19 protein-coding genes and 1 other RNA gene are annotated in these 17,949 nt (G+C 60.6%); 13 read left to right on the top strand and 7 right to left on the bottom strand.

Going from position 1 to position 17,949, the window contains the following annotated elements; all coding sequences use genetic code 11:
* The first annotated feature begins 3 nt into the window (after positions 1 to 3).
* From trxA to BXA01_RS14810, 6 genes are all read left to right on the top strand, one after another.
* The gene (gene trxA, locus BXA01_RS14835) at positions 4 to 333 is read left to right on the top strand and encodes a thioredoxin TrxA (RefSeq protein ID WP_003206727.1); all 330 of its coding nucleotides are present in this window, start codon (positions 4 to 6) and stop codon (positions 331 to 333) included.
* A gap of 248 nt (positions 334 to 581) precedes the next feature.
* The gene (rho, locus tag BXA01_RS14830; RefSeq protein ID WP_003229334.1) at positions 582 to 1,841 is read left to right on the top strand and encodes a transcription termination factor Rho; all 1,260 of its coding nucleotides are present in this window, start codon (positions 582 to 584) and stop codon (positions 1,839 to 1,841) included.
* 138 nt (positions 1,842 to 1,979) lie between these two features.
* A complete protein-coding gene (locus BXA01_RS14825) occupies positions 1,980 to 3,935 on the top strand; it encodes an acyltransferase family protein (RefSeq protein ID WP_076564505.1) in 1,956 nt (651 codons plus the stop codon).
* Between the two features lie 80 nt (positions 3,936 to 4,015).
* Positions 4,016 to 5,482 (top strand): 4-hydroxy-3-polyprenylbenzoate decarboxylase, encoded by a 1,467-nt coding sequence (gene ubiD, locus BXA01_RS14820; protein WP_039757427.1) that lies wholly within the window; start codon positions 4,016 to 4,018, stop codon positions 5,480 to 5,482.
* Complete coding sequence (locus BXA01_RS14815; RefSeq protein WP_076564504.1) at positions 5,482 to 6,450, top strand: CDP-6-deoxy-delta-3,4-glucoseen reductase; 969 nt, start codon at positions 5,482 to 5,484, stop codon at positions 6,448 to 6,450. The genes ubiD and BXA01_RS14815 overlap by 1 nt, the downstream gene beginning before the upstream one ends.
* A 183-nt stretch (positions 6,451 to 6,633) precedes the next feature.
* Positions 6,634 to 7,302 (top strand): gamma-glutamylcyclotransferase, encoded by a 669-nt coding sequence (locus tag BXA01_RS14810; protein ID WP_024014748.1) that lies wholly within the window; start codon positions 6,634 to 6,636, stop codon positions 7,300 to 7,302.
* On the opposite strand, the gene glpT is transcribed toward BXA01_RS14810, so the two are convergent.
* Positions 7,278 to 8,627, bottom strand: a complete 1,350-nt coding sequence (gene glpT, locus BXA01_RS14805; RefSeq protein WP_024014747.1) for a glycerol-3-phosphate transporter — start codon at positions 8,625 to 8,627, stop codon at positions 7,278 to 7,280. The genes BXA01_RS14810 and glpT overlap by 25 nt on opposite strands.
* 257 nt (positions 8,628 to 8,884) lie before the next feature.
* Positions 8,885 to 9,862, bottom strand: a complete 978-nt coding sequence (locus BXA01_RS14800) for an NADPH:quinone oxidoreductase family protein (protein ID WP_076564503.1) — start codon at positions 9,860 to 9,862, stop codon at positions 8,885 to 8,887.
* Between the two features lie 150 nt (positions 9,863 to 10,012).
* Between BXA01_RS14800 and BXA01_RS14795 the strand changes: the two genes are divergently transcribed.
* Positions 10,013 to 10,420 (top strand): flagellar basal body-associated protein FliL, encoded by a 408-nt coding sequence (locus tag BXA01_RS14795; protein WP_056791694.1) that lies wholly within the window; start codon positions 10,013 to 10,015, stop codon positions 10,418 to 10,420.
* A gap of 141 nt (positions 10,421 to 10,561) precedes the next feature.
* On the opposite strand, the gene BXA01_RS14790 is transcribed toward BXA01_RS14795, so the two are convergent.
* On the bottom strand, positions 10,562 to 11,014 hold the full coding sequence (locus BXA01_RS14790; RefSeq protein WP_076564502.1) for an EVE domain-containing protein: 453 nt from the start codon (positions 11,012 to 11,014) through the stop codon (positions 10,562 to 10,564).
* 196 nt (positions 11,015 to 11,210) lie between these two features.
* On the opposite strand from BXA01_RS14790, the gene BXA01_RS27120 reads away from it, so the two are divergent.
* On the top strand, positions 11,211 to 11,366 hold the full coding sequence (locus BXA01_RS27120; RefSeq protein WP_024014743.1) for a hypothetical protein: 156 nt from the start codon (positions 11,211 to 11,213) through the stop codon (positions 11,364 to 11,366).
* 35 nt (positions 11,367 to 11,401) lie between these two features.
* Here BXA01_RS27120 and BXA01_RS14785 read toward each other — a convergent pair whose 3' ends face one another.
* From BXA01_RS14785 to BXA01_RS14770, 4 genes are all read right to left on the bottom strand, one after another.
* A complete protein-coding gene (locus BXA01_RS14785; protein ID WP_024014742.1) occupies positions 11,402 to 12,007 on the bottom strand; it encodes a 5-formyltetrahydrofolate cyclo-ligase in 606 nt (201 codons plus the stop codon).
* Positions 12,008 to 12,087: 80 nt separating this feature from the next.
* A non-coding RNA gene (gene ssrS, locus BXA01_RS14780) (6S RNA) lies at positions 12,088 to 12,266 on the bottom strand.
* Positions 12,267 to 12,296: 30 nt separating this feature from the next.
* On the bottom strand, positions 12,297 to 12,614 hold the full coding sequence (locus BXA01_RS14775) for a cell division protein ZapA (protein WP_016772632.1): 318 nt from the start codon (positions 12,612 to 12,614) through the stop codon (positions 12,297 to 12,299).
* Positions 12,611 to 12,820, bottom strand: a complete 210-nt coding sequence (locus BXA01_RS14770; RefSeq protein WP_007911197.1) for a TIGR02449 family protein — start codon at positions 12,818 to 12,820, stop codon at positions 12,611 to 12,613. Before BXA01_RS14770 ends, BXA01_RS14775 begins: the two co-directional genes overlap by 4 nt.
* 125 nt (positions 12,821 to 12,945) lie before the next feature.
* Between BXA01_RS14770 and BXA01_RS14765 the strand changes: the two genes are divergently transcribed.
* The 5 genes from BXA01_RS14765 to BXA01_RS14745 are packed head-to-tail and all read left to right on the top strand — an operon-like array spanning position 12,946 to position 17,757.
* Entirely contained in the window at positions 12,946 to 13,506 is a 561-nt protein-coding gene (locus BXA01_RS14765; RefSeq protein ID WP_016772633.1) for a YecA/YgfB family protein, read from the top strand.
* A gap of 27 nt (positions 13,507 to 13,533) precedes the next feature.
* Positions 13,534 to 14,868: a Xaa-Pro aminopeptidase gene (pepP, locus tag BXA01_RS14760; RefSeq protein WP_076564501.1), complete on the top strand. Its 1,335-nt coding sequence runs from the start codon at positions 13,534 to 13,536 to the stop codon at positions 14,866 to 14,868.
* Complete coding sequence (ubiH, locus tag BXA01_RS14755) at positions 14,865 to 16,052, top strand: 2-octaprenyl-6-methoxyphenyl hydroxylase (protein WP_076564500.1); 1,188 nt, start codon at positions 14,865 to 14,867, stop codon at positions 16,050 to 16,052. Before pepP ends, ubiH begins: the two co-directional genes overlap by 4 nt.
* Positions 16,045 to 16,530 (top strand): DUF4442 domain-containing protein, encoded by a 486-nt coding sequence (locus BXA01_RS14750; RefSeq protein ID WP_076564499.1) that lies wholly within the window; start codon positions 16,045 to 16,047, stop codon positions 16,528 to 16,530. The genes ubiH and BXA01_RS14750 overlap by 8 nt, the downstream gene beginning before the upstream one ends.
* A 9-nt stretch (positions 16,531 to 16,539) precedes the next feature.
* The gene (locus tag BXA01_RS14745; protein ID WP_172834040.1) at positions 16,540 to 17,757 is read left to right on the top strand and encodes a 2-octaprenyl-3-methyl-6-methoxy-1,4-benzoquinol hydroxylase; all 1,218 of its coding nucleotides are present in this window, start codon (positions 16,540 to 16,542) and stop codon (positions 17,755 to 17,757) included.
* The last annotated feature ends 192 nt before the right edge of the window (positions 17,758 to 17,949 follow it).

The following is a 17,949-nucleotide window of genomic DNA, read 5'->3' as shown; positions in this document are numbered from 1 at the left end:
TCCATGAGCAGCGATCTGATCAAACACGTTAGCGACGCTAGCTTCGAAGCCGACGTACTCAAGGCCGAAGGCGCTGTCCTGGTCGACTACTGGGCTGAATGGTGCGGCCCTTGCAAAATGATCGCACCGGTTCTGGACGAGATTGCCGAGACTTACAAAGGCAAGCTGACCGTCGCCAAACTGAACATCGACGAAAACCAGGAAACCCCGGCCAAGCATGGCGTGCGTGGTATCCCGACGCTGATGCTGTTCAAGAACGGCAACGTTGAAGCGACCAAGGTCGGCGCACTGTCGAAGTCGCAGCTGGCGGCGTTCCTCGACGCCAACATCTGAGCGTCGCAGTAAAACGCTGAAAAAAAGCCCCGCAAATCGCGGGGCTTTTTGCATATTCAGGGCTAGACGCTCCGAAACTCAGGTGGTACATTCGGCCCCGCACTGGTTTCTCCAATGCCCCCTGCTAGCCGTCGCCGACGCACTCCTTTTCGAATTAGTTCGCGATCCTGTCGCCTTCTCCGCGGCGCGGCCTCATTAAGCCAAAAGCTTAATTTCCCCCCCTCCATAAATGATTACGTCATTCCTATATGAATCTGACTGAACTCAAGCAAAAGCCGATTACCGAACTGCTCGAATTGGCCGAACAGATGGGCATAGAAAATATGGCCCGTTCGCGCAAGCAGGACGTGATTTTCTCCCTGCTGAAAAAGCACGCGAAAAGCGGCGAGGAAATCTCCGGTGATGGCGTGCTGGAGATTCTCCAGGACGGCTTCGGCTTCCTGCGCTCCGCAGACGCTTCCTACCTCGCCGGCCCTGACGACATCTACGTCTCGCCGAGCCAGATCCGCCGCTTCAACTTGCGCACCGGTGACACCATCGTTGGCAAGATCCGCCCTCCGAAGGAAGGCGAGCGGTATTTCGCCCTGCTCAAGGTCGACACGATCAACTTCGATCGTCCGGAGAACGCGAAAAACAAGATTCTCTTCGAGAACCTGACGCCGCTGTTCCCGACGGTGCGCATGAAGATGGAAGCCGGCAACGGTTCCACCGAAGACCTCACCGGTCGCGTGATCGACCTGTGTGCACCGATCGGCAAAGGCCAGCGTGGTCTGATCGTCGCACCGCCGAAAGCCGGTAAAACGATCATGCTGCAGAACATCGCAGCGAACATCGCCCGTAACAATCCTGAAGTTCACCTGATCGTGCTGTTGATCGACGAGCGTCCGGAAGAAGTGACCGAAATGCAGCGCACCGTGCGCGGCGAAGTGGTTGCCTCGACCTTCGACGAGCCGCCGACCCGTCACGTGCAGGTTGCTGAAATGGTGATCGAGAAGGCCAAGCGCCTGGTCGAGCACAAGAAAGACGTGGTGATCCTGCTCGACTCCATCACCCGTCTGGCCCGTGCCTACAACACCGTGATCCCGAGCTCCGGCAAGGTATTGACCGGTGGTGTCGATGCCCACGCCCTCGAGAAGCCGAAGCGTTTCTTCGGTGCCGCGCGTAACATCGAAGAAGGCGGCTCGCTGACCATTATCGCCACCGCGCTGGTTGAAACCGGCTCGAAGATGGACGAAGTGATCTACGAAGAGTTCAAGGGTACCGGCAACATGGAACTGCCTCTGGATCGCAAGATCGCCGAGAAGCGTGTGTTCCCGGCCATCAACATCAACCGCTCCGGCACCCGCCGCGAAGAGTTGCTGACCGCCGACGACGAACTGCAGCGCATGTGGATTCTGCGCAAGCTGCTGCACCCGATGGACGAAGTCGCCGCCATCGAGTTCCTGGTCGACAAGCTGAAAACGACCAAGACCAACGACGAGTTCTTCTTGTCGATGAAACGCAAGTAGTACGCAGCTGATAAAAGGAGCGCTCCGCGAGGGGCGCTTTTTTTTGTCCGCGATTTATTTGTATCTGGATTGAAATTTGCGCGGCTGCTAACGTCGCGCCTTCAAGGGATTCTGTACCCAGAACAGGTAAGGTTTTTCATGCACACGTTTGGCAATCGCCGTGATATCGACGGCTTACGGGCACTGGCGGTACTTCCCGTCGTGCTGTTTCATTTCGGATTCAATACATTCAGCGGCGGCTTTGTCGGCGTGGATGTTTTCTTCGTAATCTCCGGATTCCTGATCACCTCGATCCTGTTTCGTGAAATCAGCGCCAAGCGATTCAGCTTTGTCGATTTCTGGGCGCGCCGTGCCCGCCGCATCATTCCTGCCTTGACGGTGGTCATGCTGGTGACGCTGGCGCTGGGTTGGCTGCTGCTGACGGCGAAGGATTTCTCCGAACTTGGCCGGACGGTGCGTTATCAGTCGCTGTTCATCTCCAATATTCTGTTCATGCGCGAGGACGGCTATTTTCAGCCGGCCTCCGATCTGAAACCGTTGTTGCACACCTGGTCGCTGGCGGTTGAAGAGCAGTACTACATTTTCTTCCCGTTACTGATGGCCGTGCTGGTTCGCTATTTCAGACACTGGCGCTGGATGTTGCTGGGATTGCTGCTGATTTCCTTTGGCCTGAACATCGCCTGGATTGAGCACAAGCCGGAATTCACTTTTTTTGCCTTGCCGACTCGTGCCTGGGAGTTGTTGTGCGGGGCGATGCTCGCGGTAATGCCTGCGCCGAGACAGGCGGTACGACCGTGGCTGTACCAGATGGTCGGCATTGCCGGTCTGGCGGCTGTGCTGGTCGCCGTATTCACGTTTGACCGCTCAACAGTGTTTCCTGGGTGGGCGGCGTTGCTGCCGGTACTGGGCACCACTGCCCTGATCTGGTCAGGCGCTCAAGGCCCGACCTGGGCTGCACGACTATTGAGTCTGCGGCCGCTGGTCTGGATCGGCCTGCTGTCCTATTCGCTGTACCTGTGGCACTGGCCGATTTACGTGTACGCCAACGCCATTTCCATCGACGGTATCCAGCCGCTCGAGGCGCTCGCCTGGATTGCGCTGGCAGTAGGTCTGGCGTGGCTGAGCCTGCGCTACATCGAATTGCCGTTTCGGGAAAAACGTTTGCTGGGCGAACGTAAGTCGATACTGGCGGGTGCGGTAGTGGCCATCGCTGTACTGGTCGCGGTCGGTTCAGCGATTCGCTCGGCCGATGGGATCCCCGGGCGCCTGAGCGGCAAGGCTCTGGAATATGCCCAGGCCCGCGAGTGGCGCGCCGGGCAAATGAAATGCATGGTGGTGACGCAAGACAAATCGATCGACAAGGCCTGTCTGGTCGGAGGCGAACAGAGTACGCCGCCGACCCAGGCGTTCTGGGGTGACAGCCATGCGGCTGCGTTGATGCCAGCTATCGAGAGCAACGCCCGCCGCGACGGTCGTTCGGTGTGGTTGTTCAGTATGAGCGCCTGTCCGCCGATTCTCAGCGACGAGCCGCGCCAGCGGTGCAAGGACTTCAATCAGCAGACCATGGACAAAGTGCTCAGCCTTGGCATCAAGGACGTGGTATTGGCGTCCAATTGGAGTCTTTACGTTTATGGTCGCGAGGATGGCGACAAGAAGGTTTTGCTCAACGCCCATGACGATACCGCCCAGGCCGAGCAACGCATGGCCGCCGCGTTGCGCGCGCGGGTGGCTGCCTTGCGCGCAGCCGGCGTGCAGGTCTGGCTGTTCAAGGAGGTGCCGCTGCAACGCAAGGGCACCATTAACCGCCTGACCAGTCTGGCAAGGGTCGGCCGTTCCGCCGAGGGTCTGGGTCGTCCGCTTGAGGAACACCTGGCGCGCCAGCATTTTCTCGGCAGCTTGTTCACGTCCATGAGCGAAGCCGATCCGGGTGTTCACGTTATCGATCCGACGCCGATGATGTGTGCTGACGGGGTCTGCAGCATCGAGGTCAACGGCCACTCGCAGTACAAGGATGAGGACCATCTCTCGGACATTGGCAGCGCCAGACTGAGCCCGCTTTTTGCTCCGGTATTGCTGGGCACAAACCGGCATTGAGTACTGTCGGACTCTGACGGGCTGCTGTTTGCCCCTCAGAGCAGGTAGGATGTACGCCTATTTTGAGGGTGCCATCGTCAATGAAATTCAAGGATCTTCGGGATTTCGTGCAGCAGCTTGAGCAGCGCGGAGAGTTGAAACGCATCCAGATTCCCGTCTCGCCGGTGCTGGAGATGACTGAGGTGTGCGACCGCACGCTGCGGGCCAAAGGCCCGGCACTGTTGTTCGAGAAGCCCACCGGTTATGACATTCCGGTGCTCGGCAACCTGTTCGGCACCCCCGAGCGCGTGGCCATGGGCATGGGCGCCGAGTCGGTCAGCGAACTGCGCGAGATCGGCAAGCTGCTAGCCTTCCTCAAGGAGCCGGAGCCGCCGAAGGGCTTGAAGGACGCATGGTCGAAACTGCCGATCTTCCGCAAGATCATTTCGATGGCGCCGAAAGTCGTCAAAGACGCGGTGTGTCAGGAAGTGGTCATCGAAGGCGACGACGTCGATCTGGCGATGTTGCCGGTGCAGACCTGCTGGCCCGGCGACGTTGGCCCGCTGATCACCTGGGGCCTGACGGTCACCAAAGGCCCGAACAAGGAGCGCCAGAACCTCGGCATCTACCGCCAGCAAGTGATCGGCCGCAACAAGGTGATCATGCGCTGGCTCAGCCATCGTGGCGGCGCTCTCGACTTCCGCGAGTGGTGCGAGAAGCACCCGGGCCAGCCGTTCCCGGTGTCCGTGGCCCTTGGCGCCGATCCTGCGACGATTCTCGGTGCCGTGACGCCGGTGCCGGACAGCCTCTCCGAATATGCTTTCGCAGGGCTCTTGCGCGGTAACCGCACCGAACTGGTCAAGTGCCGTGGCAACGATCTGCAAGTGCCGGCCACCGCCGAAATCATCCTTGAAGGCGTGATTCATCCGGGCGAAATGGCCGACGAAGGCCCGTATGGCGACCACACCGGTTACTACAACGAAGTCGACAGCTTCCCGGTGTTCACCGTCGAGCGCATTACCCACCGGATCAAACCGATCTATCACAGCACTTACACCGGGCGTCCGCCGGATGAGCCGGCGATTCTCGGCGTGGCGCTGAACGAAGTGTTCGTGCCGATTCTGCAGAAGCAGTTCCCGGAGATCACCGACTTCTACCTGCCGCCGGAAGGCTGCTCGTACCGCATGGCCGTGGTGACGATGAAGAAGTCGTATCCGGGGCATGCCAAGCGCGTGATGCTCGGTGTCTGGTCGTTTTTGCGACAGTTCATGTACACCAAGTTCGTTATCGTCACTGACGACGATATCAACGCCCGCGACTGGAACGACGTGATCTGGGCCATCACCACGCGCATGGACCCAAAGCGCGATACGGTGATGATTGATAACACGCCGATCGACTATCTCGACTTCGCCTCGCCGATCTCCGGCCTGGGCTCGAAAATGGGCCTGGATGCCACCCACAAGTGGCCGGGCGAAACCACCCGCGAGTGGGGCCGCGTGATCGTCAAGGACGACGCCGTCACCCAACGGATCGATGCCATCTGGAATCAGTTAGGAATAGATTGATGCGTGTAACCCTGCAGCCTTCCGGAGCAGTGCTCGAGATACAGCCCGGTGAGCGGATTCTCGACGGTGCGCGGCGCCTGGGCTATGACTGCCCGCAAAGCTGCCGCAACGGCAATTGCCACGTGTGTGCAGCGCTGCTGGTCGAAGGCCGCGTCGAACAGGCCGGCAAAGTCCACGATCATGGCGAGTTCTACACCTGCATCGCCGCACCGCTGGAAGACTGCGTGCTGTTGTGGGATGGCGTGCTCGCACTGGGTGAGCTGCCGGTGCGTAGCCTGTCGTGTCAGGTCATCGAGTGCCGCGAGGTCGGCGGCGACACCTGGCGCGTGCGTCTGCGTGCACCGGCGGGCAAGCCGCCGCGCTATCACGCTGGGCAATATTTGATGATCGAGCGCGAGAGCGGTGAGAAATCCGCGTTCTCCATGGCCTCGGCACCCCACGGCGGGCGTGATCTGGAAATCCATGTGCTGGCGCGCGAAACCAGTGCGTTGAGCCTGATCGAGCAGCTGCGACGCAACCCGATGGTGCGTGTCGAGCTGCCCTTTGGCGACACCCATCTTGCGGAGCTGCCCGACGGTCCACTGGTGTTGATCGCCGCCGGTACCGGCATGGGCCAGATTCACAGCCTGATCGAACATTGCCGAGCCGAAGGCTTCAAGCATCCAGTGCATCTGTATTGGGGCGTACGCCGCCCGGAAGATTTTTATCAGATCGAGCACTGGAACGAATGGCTGAAGCTGCCCAATCTGTTCCTGCACAAAGTGGTCAGCGACCAGTGCGGCTGGGAAGGGCGCTGCGGGATGTTGCACGAGGCGGTTTGCGAGGATTTCCCCGATCTGAAGCCGCTGCACGTCTATGCCAGCGGTTCGCCGGCGATGGTCTATGGCACGCTGGACGCGCTGGTCGAGGCGGGGATGGATGCGCATCAGATGCGCGCCGACGTCTTCGCCTATGCGCCGCGCTCCTGAGACTTATAACTTGGTATATAGCCGATCGGTATTTACCTTAGATAGTAAATATCGCTAGGTTATATATGAATCAGGCAATTAATCAGTGGCACTTAATTTGCCTTTAAACATATGTGCCTTATTGTTACAACGGTGCGTTCTATTAGTAATTCTTCACCCGCGGGGAGCTGAACGCTATTCGCCATGAGCGCCATTGAAAACGCAATTCTGAACCTGGCTTACCCTCCGCGGCTCGATCTTGGGCCGCAGCTGACGCACGAACAACTTCTCGCTTCCATGCAATCGACCATGGCGCGCCACAAGGGCGGGCCGGTGTGGCTTTTCGCCTATGGTTCGCTGATCTGGCGCCCGGAATGCACGGCAGTCGAGCGCATGCGCGGTCGCGTGCATGGCTACCATCGCGGCTTGTACCTGTGGTCCCACGAGCATCGGGGTACCCCGGAAATGCCCGGCCTGGTGTTCGGTCTGGATCGTGGTGGTTCGTGCAGTGGTTTTGCCTACCGCTTGCCGGAAGACAATCTCGATACCGCGCTGTATGCCCTGTGGAAACGTGAGATGCCGTTTCCCTCGTATCGCCCGCACTGGCTCAATTGCCGGCTCGAAGATGGCACTCAGGTGCAGGCCTTGGGATTCGTTCTGGAGCGTCACCTGCCGAGCTATGCCGGCAACTTGCCGGATCATGTGCTCAGCCAGGTGTTCGCCAGCGCCAGCGGGCGTTACGGCACCACTCGCGATTATGTCGAGCAGACCGCGCACGCCCTGCGCAGCCACGCCATGCCGGATCGAAATCTGGAGGCGCGGCTCAAGCGCTGTAAATCACACAGCGATCAGGCGACCGCTTCACGGCTCTGACTGGCGACTTGCTTGTGCCACAGCGTTGGCGCAAGGAAGGCCATCGCCAGCAGGCAAGCGCCGACCAGCAGCACGAAACCGCCATCCCAGCCGAAGTGGTCAACGGTGTAGCCCATCGCCGCACTGGCCGCGACCGAACCACCCAGATAACCGAACAGACCGGTGAAGCCCGCTGCGGTACCGGCGGCTTTCTTCGGCGCCAGTTCCAGCGCTTGCAGGCCGATCAGCATCACCGGGCCGTAGATCAGGAAGCCGATCGACAGCAGGGCGATCATGTCGACCATCGGATTGCCGGCCGGATTCAGCCAGTAAACCAGGGTCGCGACAGTCACCAGGGCCATGAACACCATGCCGGTCAGACCACGGTTGCCACGGAAGATCTTGTCCGACATCCAGCCGCACAGCAGCGTGCCCGGGATGCCTGCCCACTCGTAGAAGAAATAGGCCCACGAGGTTTTATCCACGGTGAAGCCCTTGGCTTCCTTCAGGTACGTCGGCGCCCAGTCCAGCACGCCGTAGCGCAGCAAGTAGACGAAAACGTTGGCCAGAGCGATGTACCAGAGCATTTTGTTGCGCAGCACGTATTTGACGAAGATTTCCTTGGCGCTGAATTCGTCTTCGTGGCTGGCGTCGTAGCCTTCCGGGTAATCGTTCTTGTACTGCTCGATCGGCGGCAGGCCGACCGATTGCGGGGTGTCGCGCATGGTGATGAAGGCGAATACCGCCACGCCCAGCGCGACCGCTGCCGGGACGTAAAACGCCGCGTGCCAGTCGTTGAACAGACCCATGCCGATCAGGAACAGCGGGCCGATCAGACCGCCGCCGACGTTATGCGCCACGTTCCACACCGACACCACGCCGCCGCGTTCCTTCTGCGACCACCAGTGCACCATGGTCCGCCCGCTCGGCGGCCAGCCCATGCCCTGCGCCCAGCCGTTGATGAACAGGAGAATGAACATCATCGTCACGCTGGACGTTGCCCACGGCGCGAAACCGAAAATGAACATCACCCCGGCCGAGACCAGCAGACCGAACGGCAGGAAGAAGCGCGGGTTGGAACGGTCGGACACCAGGCCCATGAGGAACTTCGACAGACCGTAAGCAATGGCGATCGCCGACATCGCCAAGCCGAGGTCGCCACGGCTGTAGCCTTCGTCGATCAGGTACGGCATGGCGAGGGAGAAGTTCTTGCGCAGCAGGTAGTAACCGGCGTAGCCGATAAAGATGCCGGCGAAGATCTGCCAGCGCAGGCGGCGGTAGGTGCTGTCTATTTTTTCTTCAGGCAATGGAGCCTGATGTGCGGCAGGACGAAAGAAAGCAAACATTCAAGAGCTCCAGTTTTCTTGTTTTGACTGCGGATGCGAATGTTACAGTTTCGTTACCGAAAATAGCATCGCTTCACGTCGGCAAAACAGCGGAAATTTGGGCAGATGAGCGTTCCTTTATGAACATGTCGCTCTGAGATAAGAAGGCGGCGCTGAGGGGATGGTGGCTCGGGTGGGTTTCTGCGGTTTGACGTATGGAAGAGGCAGACCTCAACGCTAAAGCGATCCAGATGGTTGCTCCGGATCGCTCCATGTTGTTAACGAACCTGAACGACAACCTTGCCCACAGCCTTGCGCTGGCCAAGATCATCGATCGCCTGCGCGGCATTGCTCAGCGGATACACCTGCGACACCAGCGGTTTGAGTTTGCCCTCGGCAAACCAGCTGAACAGTTGCTGGAAGTTGGCTGCGTTGTCCTGGGGCTGGCGTTGGGCAAAAGAACCCCAGAACACGCCGAGCACCGCCGCGCCTTTGAGCAGGGCGAGGTTGACCGGCAGTTCGGGGATGCGTCCGCTGGCGAAGCCGACCACCAGCAGGCGGCCGTTCCAGGCGATGGCGCGGATGGCCTGGTCGAACAGGTCGCCGCCGACCGGGTCGTAGATCACGTCGGCGCCCTGGCCGTCGGTGAGGCGTTTGATCTCGTCCCTGAGGCTGGCTTCGCTGTAGTTGATCAGTTCATCGGCGCCGGCAGCCTTGGCCACCGCGAGTTTCTCGGCACTGCTGGCGGCGGCGATCACGCGGGCGCCCATGGCTTTGCCGATCTCCACCGCGGCGAGGCCGACGCCGCCCGACGCGCCGAGCACCAGCAGGGTTTCGCCCGGTTGCAGGTTGGCGCGTTGTTTGAGCGCGTGCATCGAGGTGCCGTAGGTCATGCTGAATGCAGCCGCGATGTTGAAATCCATCGACGGTGGAATCGGCAACACGTTGTAACCCGGCACCGCCACCTGCTCGGCAAAACTGCCCCAACCGGTCAGCGCCATGACCCGGTCGCCGACTTTCAGATGGCTGACCTTTTCGCCGACTTCGCGCACCACGCCCGCCGCTTCACCGCCTGGCGAAAACGGGAAGGGCGGTTTGAACTGGTATTTGCCCTCGATGATCAGCGTGTCCGGGAAGTTGACCCCGGCGGCGTGCACGTCCAGCAGGATTTCATTCTTCTTCGCGACAGGACTGGCGACGTCTTCCAGCACCAGCGATTCGGCAGGGCCGAAGGCTTTGCACAGCACGGCTTTCATCAGGGCTATTCCTTTGGGAGTGATGGCCGATAAGTGTAGGTGTGTGAATCAACGGGTCAACGAGCATGCCCGGCCCTGATAGTCAGCCATAAGCTTGTGCTTGCGCGGCGGGTCGTTATGCTAGGCCGCAAACCGGATAAGGAGCGAATTGTGAAAGCGTGGATCATGTTGTTGCTGGCCCTGTCTCTGCCTGTGGCAGCACTGGCCGAAGAAGCCAAAGAAGGCGAGGCGCCGAAGGTCAATTACATCACCCTGAGCCCGCCGTTCGTCGGCAACTATGGCCTCGACGGCACCGCCAAGCTCAAGGTCTACAAGGCCGATGTGGCATTGCGTGTGACTGGTGAGGAGGCGACCAAACTGGTCAAGGCTAACGAGCCGCTGATCCGCAATCAGCTGGTGGCGCTGTTCACTCAGCAGTCGACCGAGGCGATGGGCAGCATTGAAGGCAAGGAAAAGCTGCGTCAGGAAGCGTTGAAGCAGACTCAGCAGGTCATGAATGACGAGACCGGCAAGCCTGTTGTTGAAGATCTGTTGTTCAACAACCTGATCATTCAGTAAGTCATTCGCTGTCCGGGCAGGCCTCTTCGCGAGCAGGCTCGCTCCCACAGTGGATTGGTGGTGATGCACATTTTTGCATTCACCGAATAACCCTGTGGGAGCGAGCCTGCTCGCGAAAGCTATTTATCAGGCAAAAATGAATCAGGGTTTGAGCCCGATAACCGCCGCCCACTGTTCTGGTGTAACCGGCATCACCGACAACCGCGAGCCCTTTTGCACCAGTGGCATTTCTGCCAGCGCCGTCTGCTGCTTCAGATAATCGAGCTTCAACACCCGCGCAAACGTCTCGACATGCTCGACATCGATCGCGCTCCAGGCATTTTTCTCCGGCGTAGCTTTCGGATCGAAGTAGTGACTGTCTGGCTCCAGCGCCGTCGGATCGGGATACGCTGCTTCAATAATTTTGCCGATCCCGGCAATCCCCGGCTCGGGGCAGCTGGAATGGTAGAAAAAGAACTCGTCACCGACCGCCATCGCCCGCAGGAAGTTGCGTGCCTGATAGTTGCGAACCCCGTCCCAGCGCGCCTTGCCGAGCTTTTCCAGGCCCTTGATCGAGAGTTCGTCGGGCTCTGATTTCATCAGCCAGTAGGCCATGTCGTGTGCTCCTGAAGCGGTCATTGGGCAGGTTGTCGGGCAATTTTATGACAAACCGACAGTCGGTTGACGTCAGCGTTTGCGCACAGGTTCACGTTGCCGCAAAATGCCGGCCTTTAAGCTTGACGCTGCTGCACGGCCTACGAACGGAAACCGCTGCTGTCATCGTGATGATGTGCCTTGAGGGGGGCAATCGATGAAACGCAAACCGGATTTGCTATGGACTTTGGTAATTTTGTTTGGCCTGGGCGTGGTGACCACCGGTTACGCGCAGAGCCTGTGGGCGAACAAGACCGACGCGCCGATTGAAGTGGCGCAACAGGTGCAACAGTCGACCGCTTTCAAACGCTGAACCTGTCTCTTCGACGCCGCTGTTCCATGCGGTGTCTACTCTGCGAAATACCACGCCTTGTCGGTGACCGTGCCTTGTAACGGAACATCCCAGCTCGCCTGCGCCAAACGCTCGACCTTCTGACACTCATGGGCCAGGCCCAGCAGCGTCGGCTTGCGCCAGTTCTTGCGGCGGGCCAGATAGGCGAGGCTGCGATCATAAAACCCGCCACCCATGCCCAGGCGCCCGCCGACATCGTCAAACCCCACCAGCGGCAACAGCACCAGATCCAGCGCCCAGACCTTGCGTTGCCGAGCCAGATTGGCCCGGGGCTCGAGGATGCGGAAGCGATTGGGCGTGAGCTTTTCGCCGGGGCGGATGCGCTGGAAGACCATTTTCGTTCGTGGCCACGCGCTGAGTACCGGCAGATAAGTCGCCTTGCCACGACGCTGGGCTTCGCGCAGGAGCAGGCGCGGATCGATTTCACCGTCGGTGGGCAAGTACAGGGAGATATGTTTCGCCCGGCGAAAGTGCGGGTCTTGCGCCAATTGCCGGAACAGGCCTTTGGCAGCCTGGCGTTGTTCGCCTGGCGTCAGTGCGCGGCGTGCCTTGCGCAGCAGACGGCGGAGTTGCGGGCGGGGCAGCAGCGCGGGTTCGGTCATGGTTCGGCTTCGGCAGGTGGATGCAAAAACGTACGCATAAAAAATCCGATGTCGGCATACACCGACATCGGATTCGAATCAGGCTCCCCGGATGAACCGCTGTCAACTCAGCCCTTGAACCCGAAAGTTCAAGGTGGAAGAAGCAGTAGACTTTAAGGCTTTCCGTCTAGCGGACATGCACACCAGCCCAACGTGCAACTTCCAGGGTAGTGCGAATCGGCTCCGGGACATCGTCAACTGGCAAGCACCCCAGGGAGTGCCGCGAGTATACCTCAAGCTGCCAGGCGAATCAGCCCTTGGCGGTGTTCTGATCGTCGGCCAGGACCAGATCGACACGATCGAGCAAGTCGCGTACCTGTTCGCGGGTCGAACCGCTGGCCTGGATGTCCGGGCGCTCTTCTTTGTGCAACAGGTCGTGGGTGATGTTCAGCGCGGCCATCACGGCAATGCGATCGGCGCCGATGACTTTGCCGCTGCTGCGGATCTCGCGCATCTTGCCGTCCAGGTAGCGGGCGGCACTGACCAGATTGCTGCGTTCTTCCGGCGGGCAGATGATCGAATACTCTTTGTCGAGGATCTGCACGGTAACGCTATTGCTTGAACTCATGAGTCTTGCTCCAGGGCCTTGAGGCGCGAAATCATCGATTCGACCTTACGCCGGGCGATTTCGTTTTTTTCAATGAGGTGAGCGCGTTCCTCGCGCCAGGTTTTTTCCTGAGCTAGTAAGAGTGCGTTTTGACTCTTAAGTTGCTCGACTCGGCCAATCAGCAGTTCGAGTCTGGCCATCAGCGCTTGCAGGTCGGTGTCTTCCATTGGGTCCACGTGTTCGTCTGATGGGTGGTGACTGGCGGACAGCCTTTAATGGTCTTGGCGGGGCTGTCGATGTAGGATACAAGGCCTTCATTCTAGACATAGCGCCGTCTGGCGCCTAGCTGCCCATGACCATTGCGAATTCCCCGTACCAAGCCTTTGCCACCCTGCTGACTGCCAGCGGCCACAACGTCTCGCCTGCCGAACTGCACGGCGTGCTGCTCGGGCGCAGTTGCGCCGGGGCCGGCTTCGATCACGAAGGCTGGTTGATCGACGCCGCCGAACTGCTCGAAGGCGATATCCAGGACAACGTCCGCAACGCCCTGATCGGCCTGCAGGAGATGGTCAAAGGCGAGCTGACCGGCGACGACGTCACCGTCGTTCTGCTGCTGCCGACCGACGATGCACCGCTGGCCGACCGCGCTGCCGCACTGGGCGAGTGGTGCCAGGGCTTCCTCAGCGGTTTCGGCCTGAACTGCCGCGACAGCAGCATGCTCAGCACCGAAGCCACCGAAGTGCTGCAGGATCTGGCCGCCATTTCCCAGGTGCAGGACGCGCTGGAAGAATCCGAAGACGGCGAATCCGACTACATGGAAGTCATGGAATACCTGCGCGTCGCGCCGTTGCTGCTGTTCTCGGAAACCAAAAAAGCCGATGTGCCGCCAGCCGCCAAGCCGTCGCTGCATTAATCGCGTGCCAGGGAAAGCCATCTGCCCATGACCCATATCCCCAAAGCGGAATACAGCCGTCGCCGCAAGGCCCTGATGGCGCAGATGGAACCCAACAGCATCGCGATCCTGCCCGCCGCCGCGGTGGCCATCCGCAACCGCGACGTCGAGCACGTCTATCGTCAGGACAGCGACTTCCAGTACCTCAGCGGTTTTCCCGAGCCACAAGCCGTCATCGTCCTGATGCCCGGCCGCGAGCACGGCGAGTACATCCTGTTCTGCCGTGAACGCAACGCCGAACGCGAATTGTGGGATGGCCTGCGCGCGGGACAGGAAGGCGCGATCCGCGAGTACGGCGCCGACGATGCTTTTCCGATTACCGACATCGACGACATCCTCCCGGGCCTGATCGAAGGCCGCGATCGGGTGTATTCGGCGATGGGCAGCAACCCTGAATTTGATCGGCACCTGATGGACTGGATCAACGTGATCCGTTCCAAGGCACACCTCGGCGCGCAGCCGCCGAATGAATTCGTTGCCCTGGATCATCTGCTGCACGACATGCGCCTGTATAAATCGGCGGCAGAAGTGAAGGTGATGCGCGAAGCCGCGCGGATTTCGGCGCAAGCGCATATCCGCGCGATGCAGGCCAGTCGTCCGGGACTGCATGAATACAGCCTGGAAGCCGAACTGGATTACGAATTCCGCAAGGGCGGGGCGAAGATGCCGGCCTACGGTTCGATCGTCGCCGCCGGGCGCAACAGCTGCATCCTGCATTACCAGCAGAATGACGCGTTGCTCAAGGACGGCGATCTGGTGTTGATCGACGCCGGTTGCGAGATTGATTGCTACGCCAGCGACATTACCCGCACGTGGCCGGTGAATGGCAAGTTCTCGCCGGAGCAGAAGGCGATCTACGAATTGGTGCTGGCTTCGCAGGAAGCGGCGTTCGCCGAGATCGCCCCCAACAAGCACTGGAACCAGGCGCACGAAGCCACGGTGCGGGTGATCACCGCAGGTCTGGTCAAGCTTGGCTTGTTGCAGGGCGAGGTTGACGAGTTGATCGCCAGCGAAGCCTACAAGGCTTTTTATATGCACCGCGCCGGCCACTGGCTGGGCATGGATGTGCATGACGTTGGCGAGTACAAGGTCGGCGGCGAATGGCGTGTGCTGGAGGTCGGCATGGCGCTGACCGTGGAGCCTGGCATCTACATCGCGGCAGACAATCAGAACGTGGCGAAGAAATGGCGTGGCATTGGCGTGCGTATCGAGGATGACGTGGTCGTGACCCGGTCCGGTTGTGAAATCCTCACCAGCGGCGTGCCGAAAACCGTCGCCGAGATCGAAGTGCTGATGGCACAAGCAAGGACACACGCAGCATGAGTCGAGTCAATCTGGCAATCATCGGTGGCGGTCTGGTCGGCGCCAGTCTGGCGTTGGCGTTGCAGGCCGGGGCCAAGGCGCAAGGCTGGAAAATCGTCCTGATCGAACCGTTCGCGCCCGGCGACAACTGGCAGCCGAGCTACGACGCCCGCTCCTCGGCACTGTCGTTCGGCTCGCGGCAGATTTATCAGCGCCTGGGCGTGTGGCAGGAAATCTCCCGCCGCGCCGAGCCGATCAAACAGATTCACGTCTCCGACCGTGGCCGCTTCTCCACCGCGCGCTTGTCGGCGATGGAAGAGGGTGTGCCAGCGCTCGGTTACGTGGTGGAAAACGCCTGGCTCGGCCAGTGCCTGTGGCAGCACCTCGACAAAGACGTGATCACGTGGCGCTGCCCGGCGGAAGTCACGCGCATGGAGCCGTTGGCCGATGGCTATCGCCTGACCCTCAACGATGAAACCACGCTGGAATGCGATCTCGCGGTGCTCGCCGATGGCGGCCGTTCCGGGCTGCGCGAACAGTTGGGCATCAACGTGCGCACGCGCCCTTACAACCAGAGCGCACTGATCGCCAACATCACCCCGAGTGAAGCGCACAACGGCATGGCCTTCGAGCGCTTTACCGATGAGGGGCCGATGGCCCTGCTGCCGCTGCCGGACAACCGTTGCGCGCTGGTCTGGACCCGTCTGGGCATGGATGCGCAGCGTCTGACTGAATTGAGCGAGCGTGATTTTCTCAGCGAGCTGCAAGGCGTATTCGGTTACCGCCTCGGCACTTTGAAACAGGTCGGCGCACGGCATCTTTATCCGCTGTCACTGATCGAAGCTGAAGAACAGGTGCGCTCGCATCTGGCCGTGCTCGGCAACGCCGCACACAGCCTGCACCCGATCGCCGGGCAGGGCTTCAACCTTTCGCTGCGTGACGCCGATGCCTTGGCTGCCGCGCTGCTTGCGAGTGATAAGCCGCTGGGCGACTTCGCCACGTTGCAGGCCTATCGCGAGCGGCAGCGCCTCGATCAGGACCTGACGGTGGGCTTCTCCGATCAGGTCACGCGCCTGTTCGGCAGCACCCAGCCGCTGGTGTCGCTGGGGCGCAACCTCGGCCTGCTCGGCCTCGACCTGCTGCCACCGGCCAAGCGCTGGTTCGCCCGGCAGGCGATGGGTCTGGGAACCCGTCCGGATGCTTGAGTGGCTGAGCAACACATTCGGCAAGGCGCGATTGATGCGTTGGGTAATGACCTGCTACCCGCCGTATCTCGGCGCCGGAGTGCGCGTTCGGCACATCAGTGACGACTTTCGCGACGTCCAGGTGTCCATGGGGTTGGGCTGGTACAACCGCAACTACGTCGGCACCCAGTTTGGCGGCAGTCTGTATTCGATGGTCGACCCGTTCTTCATGTTGATGCTGATGGAAAACCTCGGTCCGAAATACATCGTCTGGGACAAGGCTGCCGACATCGATTTCATTGCGCCGGGCAAAGGCCCGGTGTTCGCCCGGTTCAACATCGACCAGACTCTGCTCGACGAGATCCGCCGGCAGACCGCCAACGGCGAGAAATACCTGCCGCAGTTGCAGGTCGACATACATGACGGCGCCGGCAGCCTTGTGGCGCGGGTCGGTAAAACCCTTTACGTGCGGCTCAAGCCGCAAGCGAGACAGGCCTAAAGCATGGAAATGCGCGCAGATCTGCTGATTGTCGGAGCCGGAATGGTCGGCAGCGCCCTGGCGCTGGCGCTACAGGACAGTGGGCTGGAAGTGCTGCTGCTCGACGGTAGCCCGTTGAGCGTGAAACCGTTCGATGCCGAAGCGGCGTTCGAACCGCGCGTCAGTGCATTGTCGGCAGCGAGCCAGCGCATTCTCGAACGCCTCGGTGTCTGGGACGGCATCGCCCAGCGGCGCAGCAGCCCGTACACCGACATGCACGTCTGGGACGGCAGCGGCACCGGGCAGATTCATTTCTCGGCAAGCAGTGTGCATGCCGATGTGCTCGGCCACATCGTCGAAAACCGCGTGGTCCAGGATGCGCTGCTCGAGCGTTTGCATGACTGCGACCTCGGCATGCTGGCCAATGCGCGGCTGGAACAGATGCGTCGCTCCGGCGATGACTGGCTGCTGACCCTGGCCGATGACCGCACCTTGCGCGCGCCGCTGGTGATCGCGGCGGACGGCGCCAATTCAGCGGTGCGCCGTCTCACTGGGGTGGCGACTCGCGAGTGGGATTATCTGCATCACGCCATCGTCACCAGCGTGCGCTGCAGCCAGCCGCACCGCAAAACCGCCTGGCAGCGCTTTACCGATCACGGGCCGCTGGCGTTTCTGCCACTGGAGCGTGACGGTCAGCAGGACTGGTGCTCGATCGTCTGGTCGACCACGCCGGGTGAAGCTGAGCGCCTGATGGCACTCGAGGAGACTGCATTTTGCGCTGAGCTGGAGCGAGCGTTCGAAGGGCGCCTCGGTGAAGTGATCAGCGCCGATCCGCGTCTGTGCGTGCCGCTGCGTCAGCGCCATGCCAAGCGCTACGTCGCTGAGGGCCTGGCCTTGATCGGTGATGCGGCGCACACCATTCACCCCTTGGCCGGGCAGGGTGTGAACCTCGGTTTCCTCGATGCAGCGGTGCTGGCGGAAGTGCTCCTGCAAGCGCATCAGCGCGGTGAGCGACTGGCGGACGTGAAGGTGCTGAGCCGCTACGAGCGTCGGCGCATGCCGCACAATCTGGCGCTGATGGCGGCGATGGAAGGCTTCGAGCGGTTGTTCCAGGCCGACCCGCTGCCACTGCGCTGGTTGCGCAATGCCGGGTTGAAGCTGGTTGAGCAGATGCCCGAGGCGAAGGCGTTGTTTGTTCGTGAAGCCCTTGGTTTGACCGGCGATCTTCCGGCCCTCGCCAAAGCCTGATTTTTCCGTTGTTTCTGACGGCCTCATCGCGAGCAAGCTCACTCCTACAATTGGAATGCGCTCCCGTGTAGGAGTGAGCCTGCTCGCGATAGCGCCAGTCCAGCCACAGCACATTTCAGCCCGTGCAACATCTGGTAACGCCTTCCCCCAGTGTTCGATTGTGGTGGTAAATGTGAGTCCTTATCATTTGGC

Source organism: Pseudomonas sp. B10 (assembly GCF_900156235.1).
Classification (GTDB): Bacteria; Pseudomonadota; Gammaproteobacteria; order Pseudomonadales; family Pseudomonadaceae; genus Aquipseudomonas; species Aquipseudomonas siliginis.
Note: the sequence above shows the minus strand (reverse complement) of the source record. Positions and strands in the feature narration are given on the sequence as shown.

Excerpts from the sequence above, each read along its gene's own strand:
- BXA01_RS14800 (WP_076564503.1), bottom strand. The coding sequence starts at position 9,862 with ATGAAAGCCGTGCTGTGCAAAGCCTTCGGCCCTGCCGAATCGCTGGTG.
- BXA01_RS14745 (WP_172834040.1), top strand. The coding sequence starts at position 16,540 with ATGCGCGCAGATCTGCTGATTGTCGGAGCCGGAATGGTCGGCAGCGCC.
- BXA01_RS14785 (WP_024014742.1), bottom strand. The coding sequence starts at position 12,007 with ATGACCGAACCCGCGCTGCTGCCCCGCCCGCAACTCCGCCGTCTGCTG.
- ubiH (WP_076564500.1), top strand. The coding sequence starts at position 14,865 with ATGAGTCGAGTCAATCTGGCAATCATCGGTGGCGGTCTGGTCGGCGCC.
- pepP (WP_076564501.1), top strand. The coding sequence starts at position 13,534 with ATGACCCATATCCCCAAAGCGGAATACAGCCGTCGCCGCAAGGCCCTG.
- BXA01_RS14825 (WP_076564505.1), top strand. The coding sequence starts at position 1,980 with ATGCACACGTTTGGCAATCGCCGTGATATCGACGGCTTACGGGCACTG.
- glpT (WP_024014747.1), bottom strand. The coding sequence starts at position 8,627 with ATGTTTGCTTTCTTTCGTCCTGCCGCACATCAGGCTCCATTGCCTGAA.
- BXA01_RS14810 (WP_024014748.1), top strand. The coding sequence starts at position 6,634 with ATGAGCGCCATTGAAAACGCAATTCTGAACCTGGCTTACCCTCCGCGG.
- rho (WP_003229334.1), top strand. The coding sequence starts at position 582 with ATGAATCTGACTGAACTCAAGCAAAAGCCGATTACCGAACTGCTCGAA.
- BXA01_RS27120 (WP_024014743.1), top strand. The coding sequence starts at position 11,211 with ATGAAACGCAAACCGGATTTGCTATGGACTTTGGTAATTTTGTTTGGC.
- BXA01_RS14765 (WP_016772633.1), top strand. The coding sequence starts at position 12,946 with ATGACCATTGCGAATTCCCCGTACCAAGCCTTTGCCACCCTGCTGACT.
- trxA (WP_003206727.1), top strand. The coding sequence starts at position 4 with ATGAGCAGCGATCTGATCAAACACGTTAGCGACGCTAGCTTCGAAGCC.
- BXA01_RS14815 (WP_076564504.1), top strand. The coding sequence starts at position 5,482 with ATGCGTGTAACCCTGCAGCCTTCCGGAGCAGTGCTCGAGATACAGCCC.
- BXA01_RS14770 (WP_007911197.1), bottom strand. The coding sequence starts at position 12,820 with ATGGAAGACACCGACCTGCAAGCGCTGATGGCCAGACTCGAACTGCTG.
- BXA01_RS14775 (WP_016772632.1), bottom strand. The coding sequence starts at position 12,614 with ATGAGTTCAAGCAATAGCGTTACCGTGCAGATCCTCGACAAAGAGTAT.
- ubiD (WP_039757427.1), top strand. The coding sequence starts at position 4,016 with ATGAAATTCAAGGATCTTCGGGATTTCGTGCAGCAGCTTGAGCAGCGC.
- BXA01_RS14750 (WP_076564499.1), top strand. The coding sequence starts at position 16,045 with ATGCTTGAGTGGCTGAGCAACACATTCGGCAAGGCGCGATTGATGCGT.
- BXA01_RS14790 (WP_076564502.1), bottom strand. The coding sequence starts at position 11,014 with ATGGCCTACTGGCTGATGAAATCAGAGCCCGACGAACTCTCGATCAAG.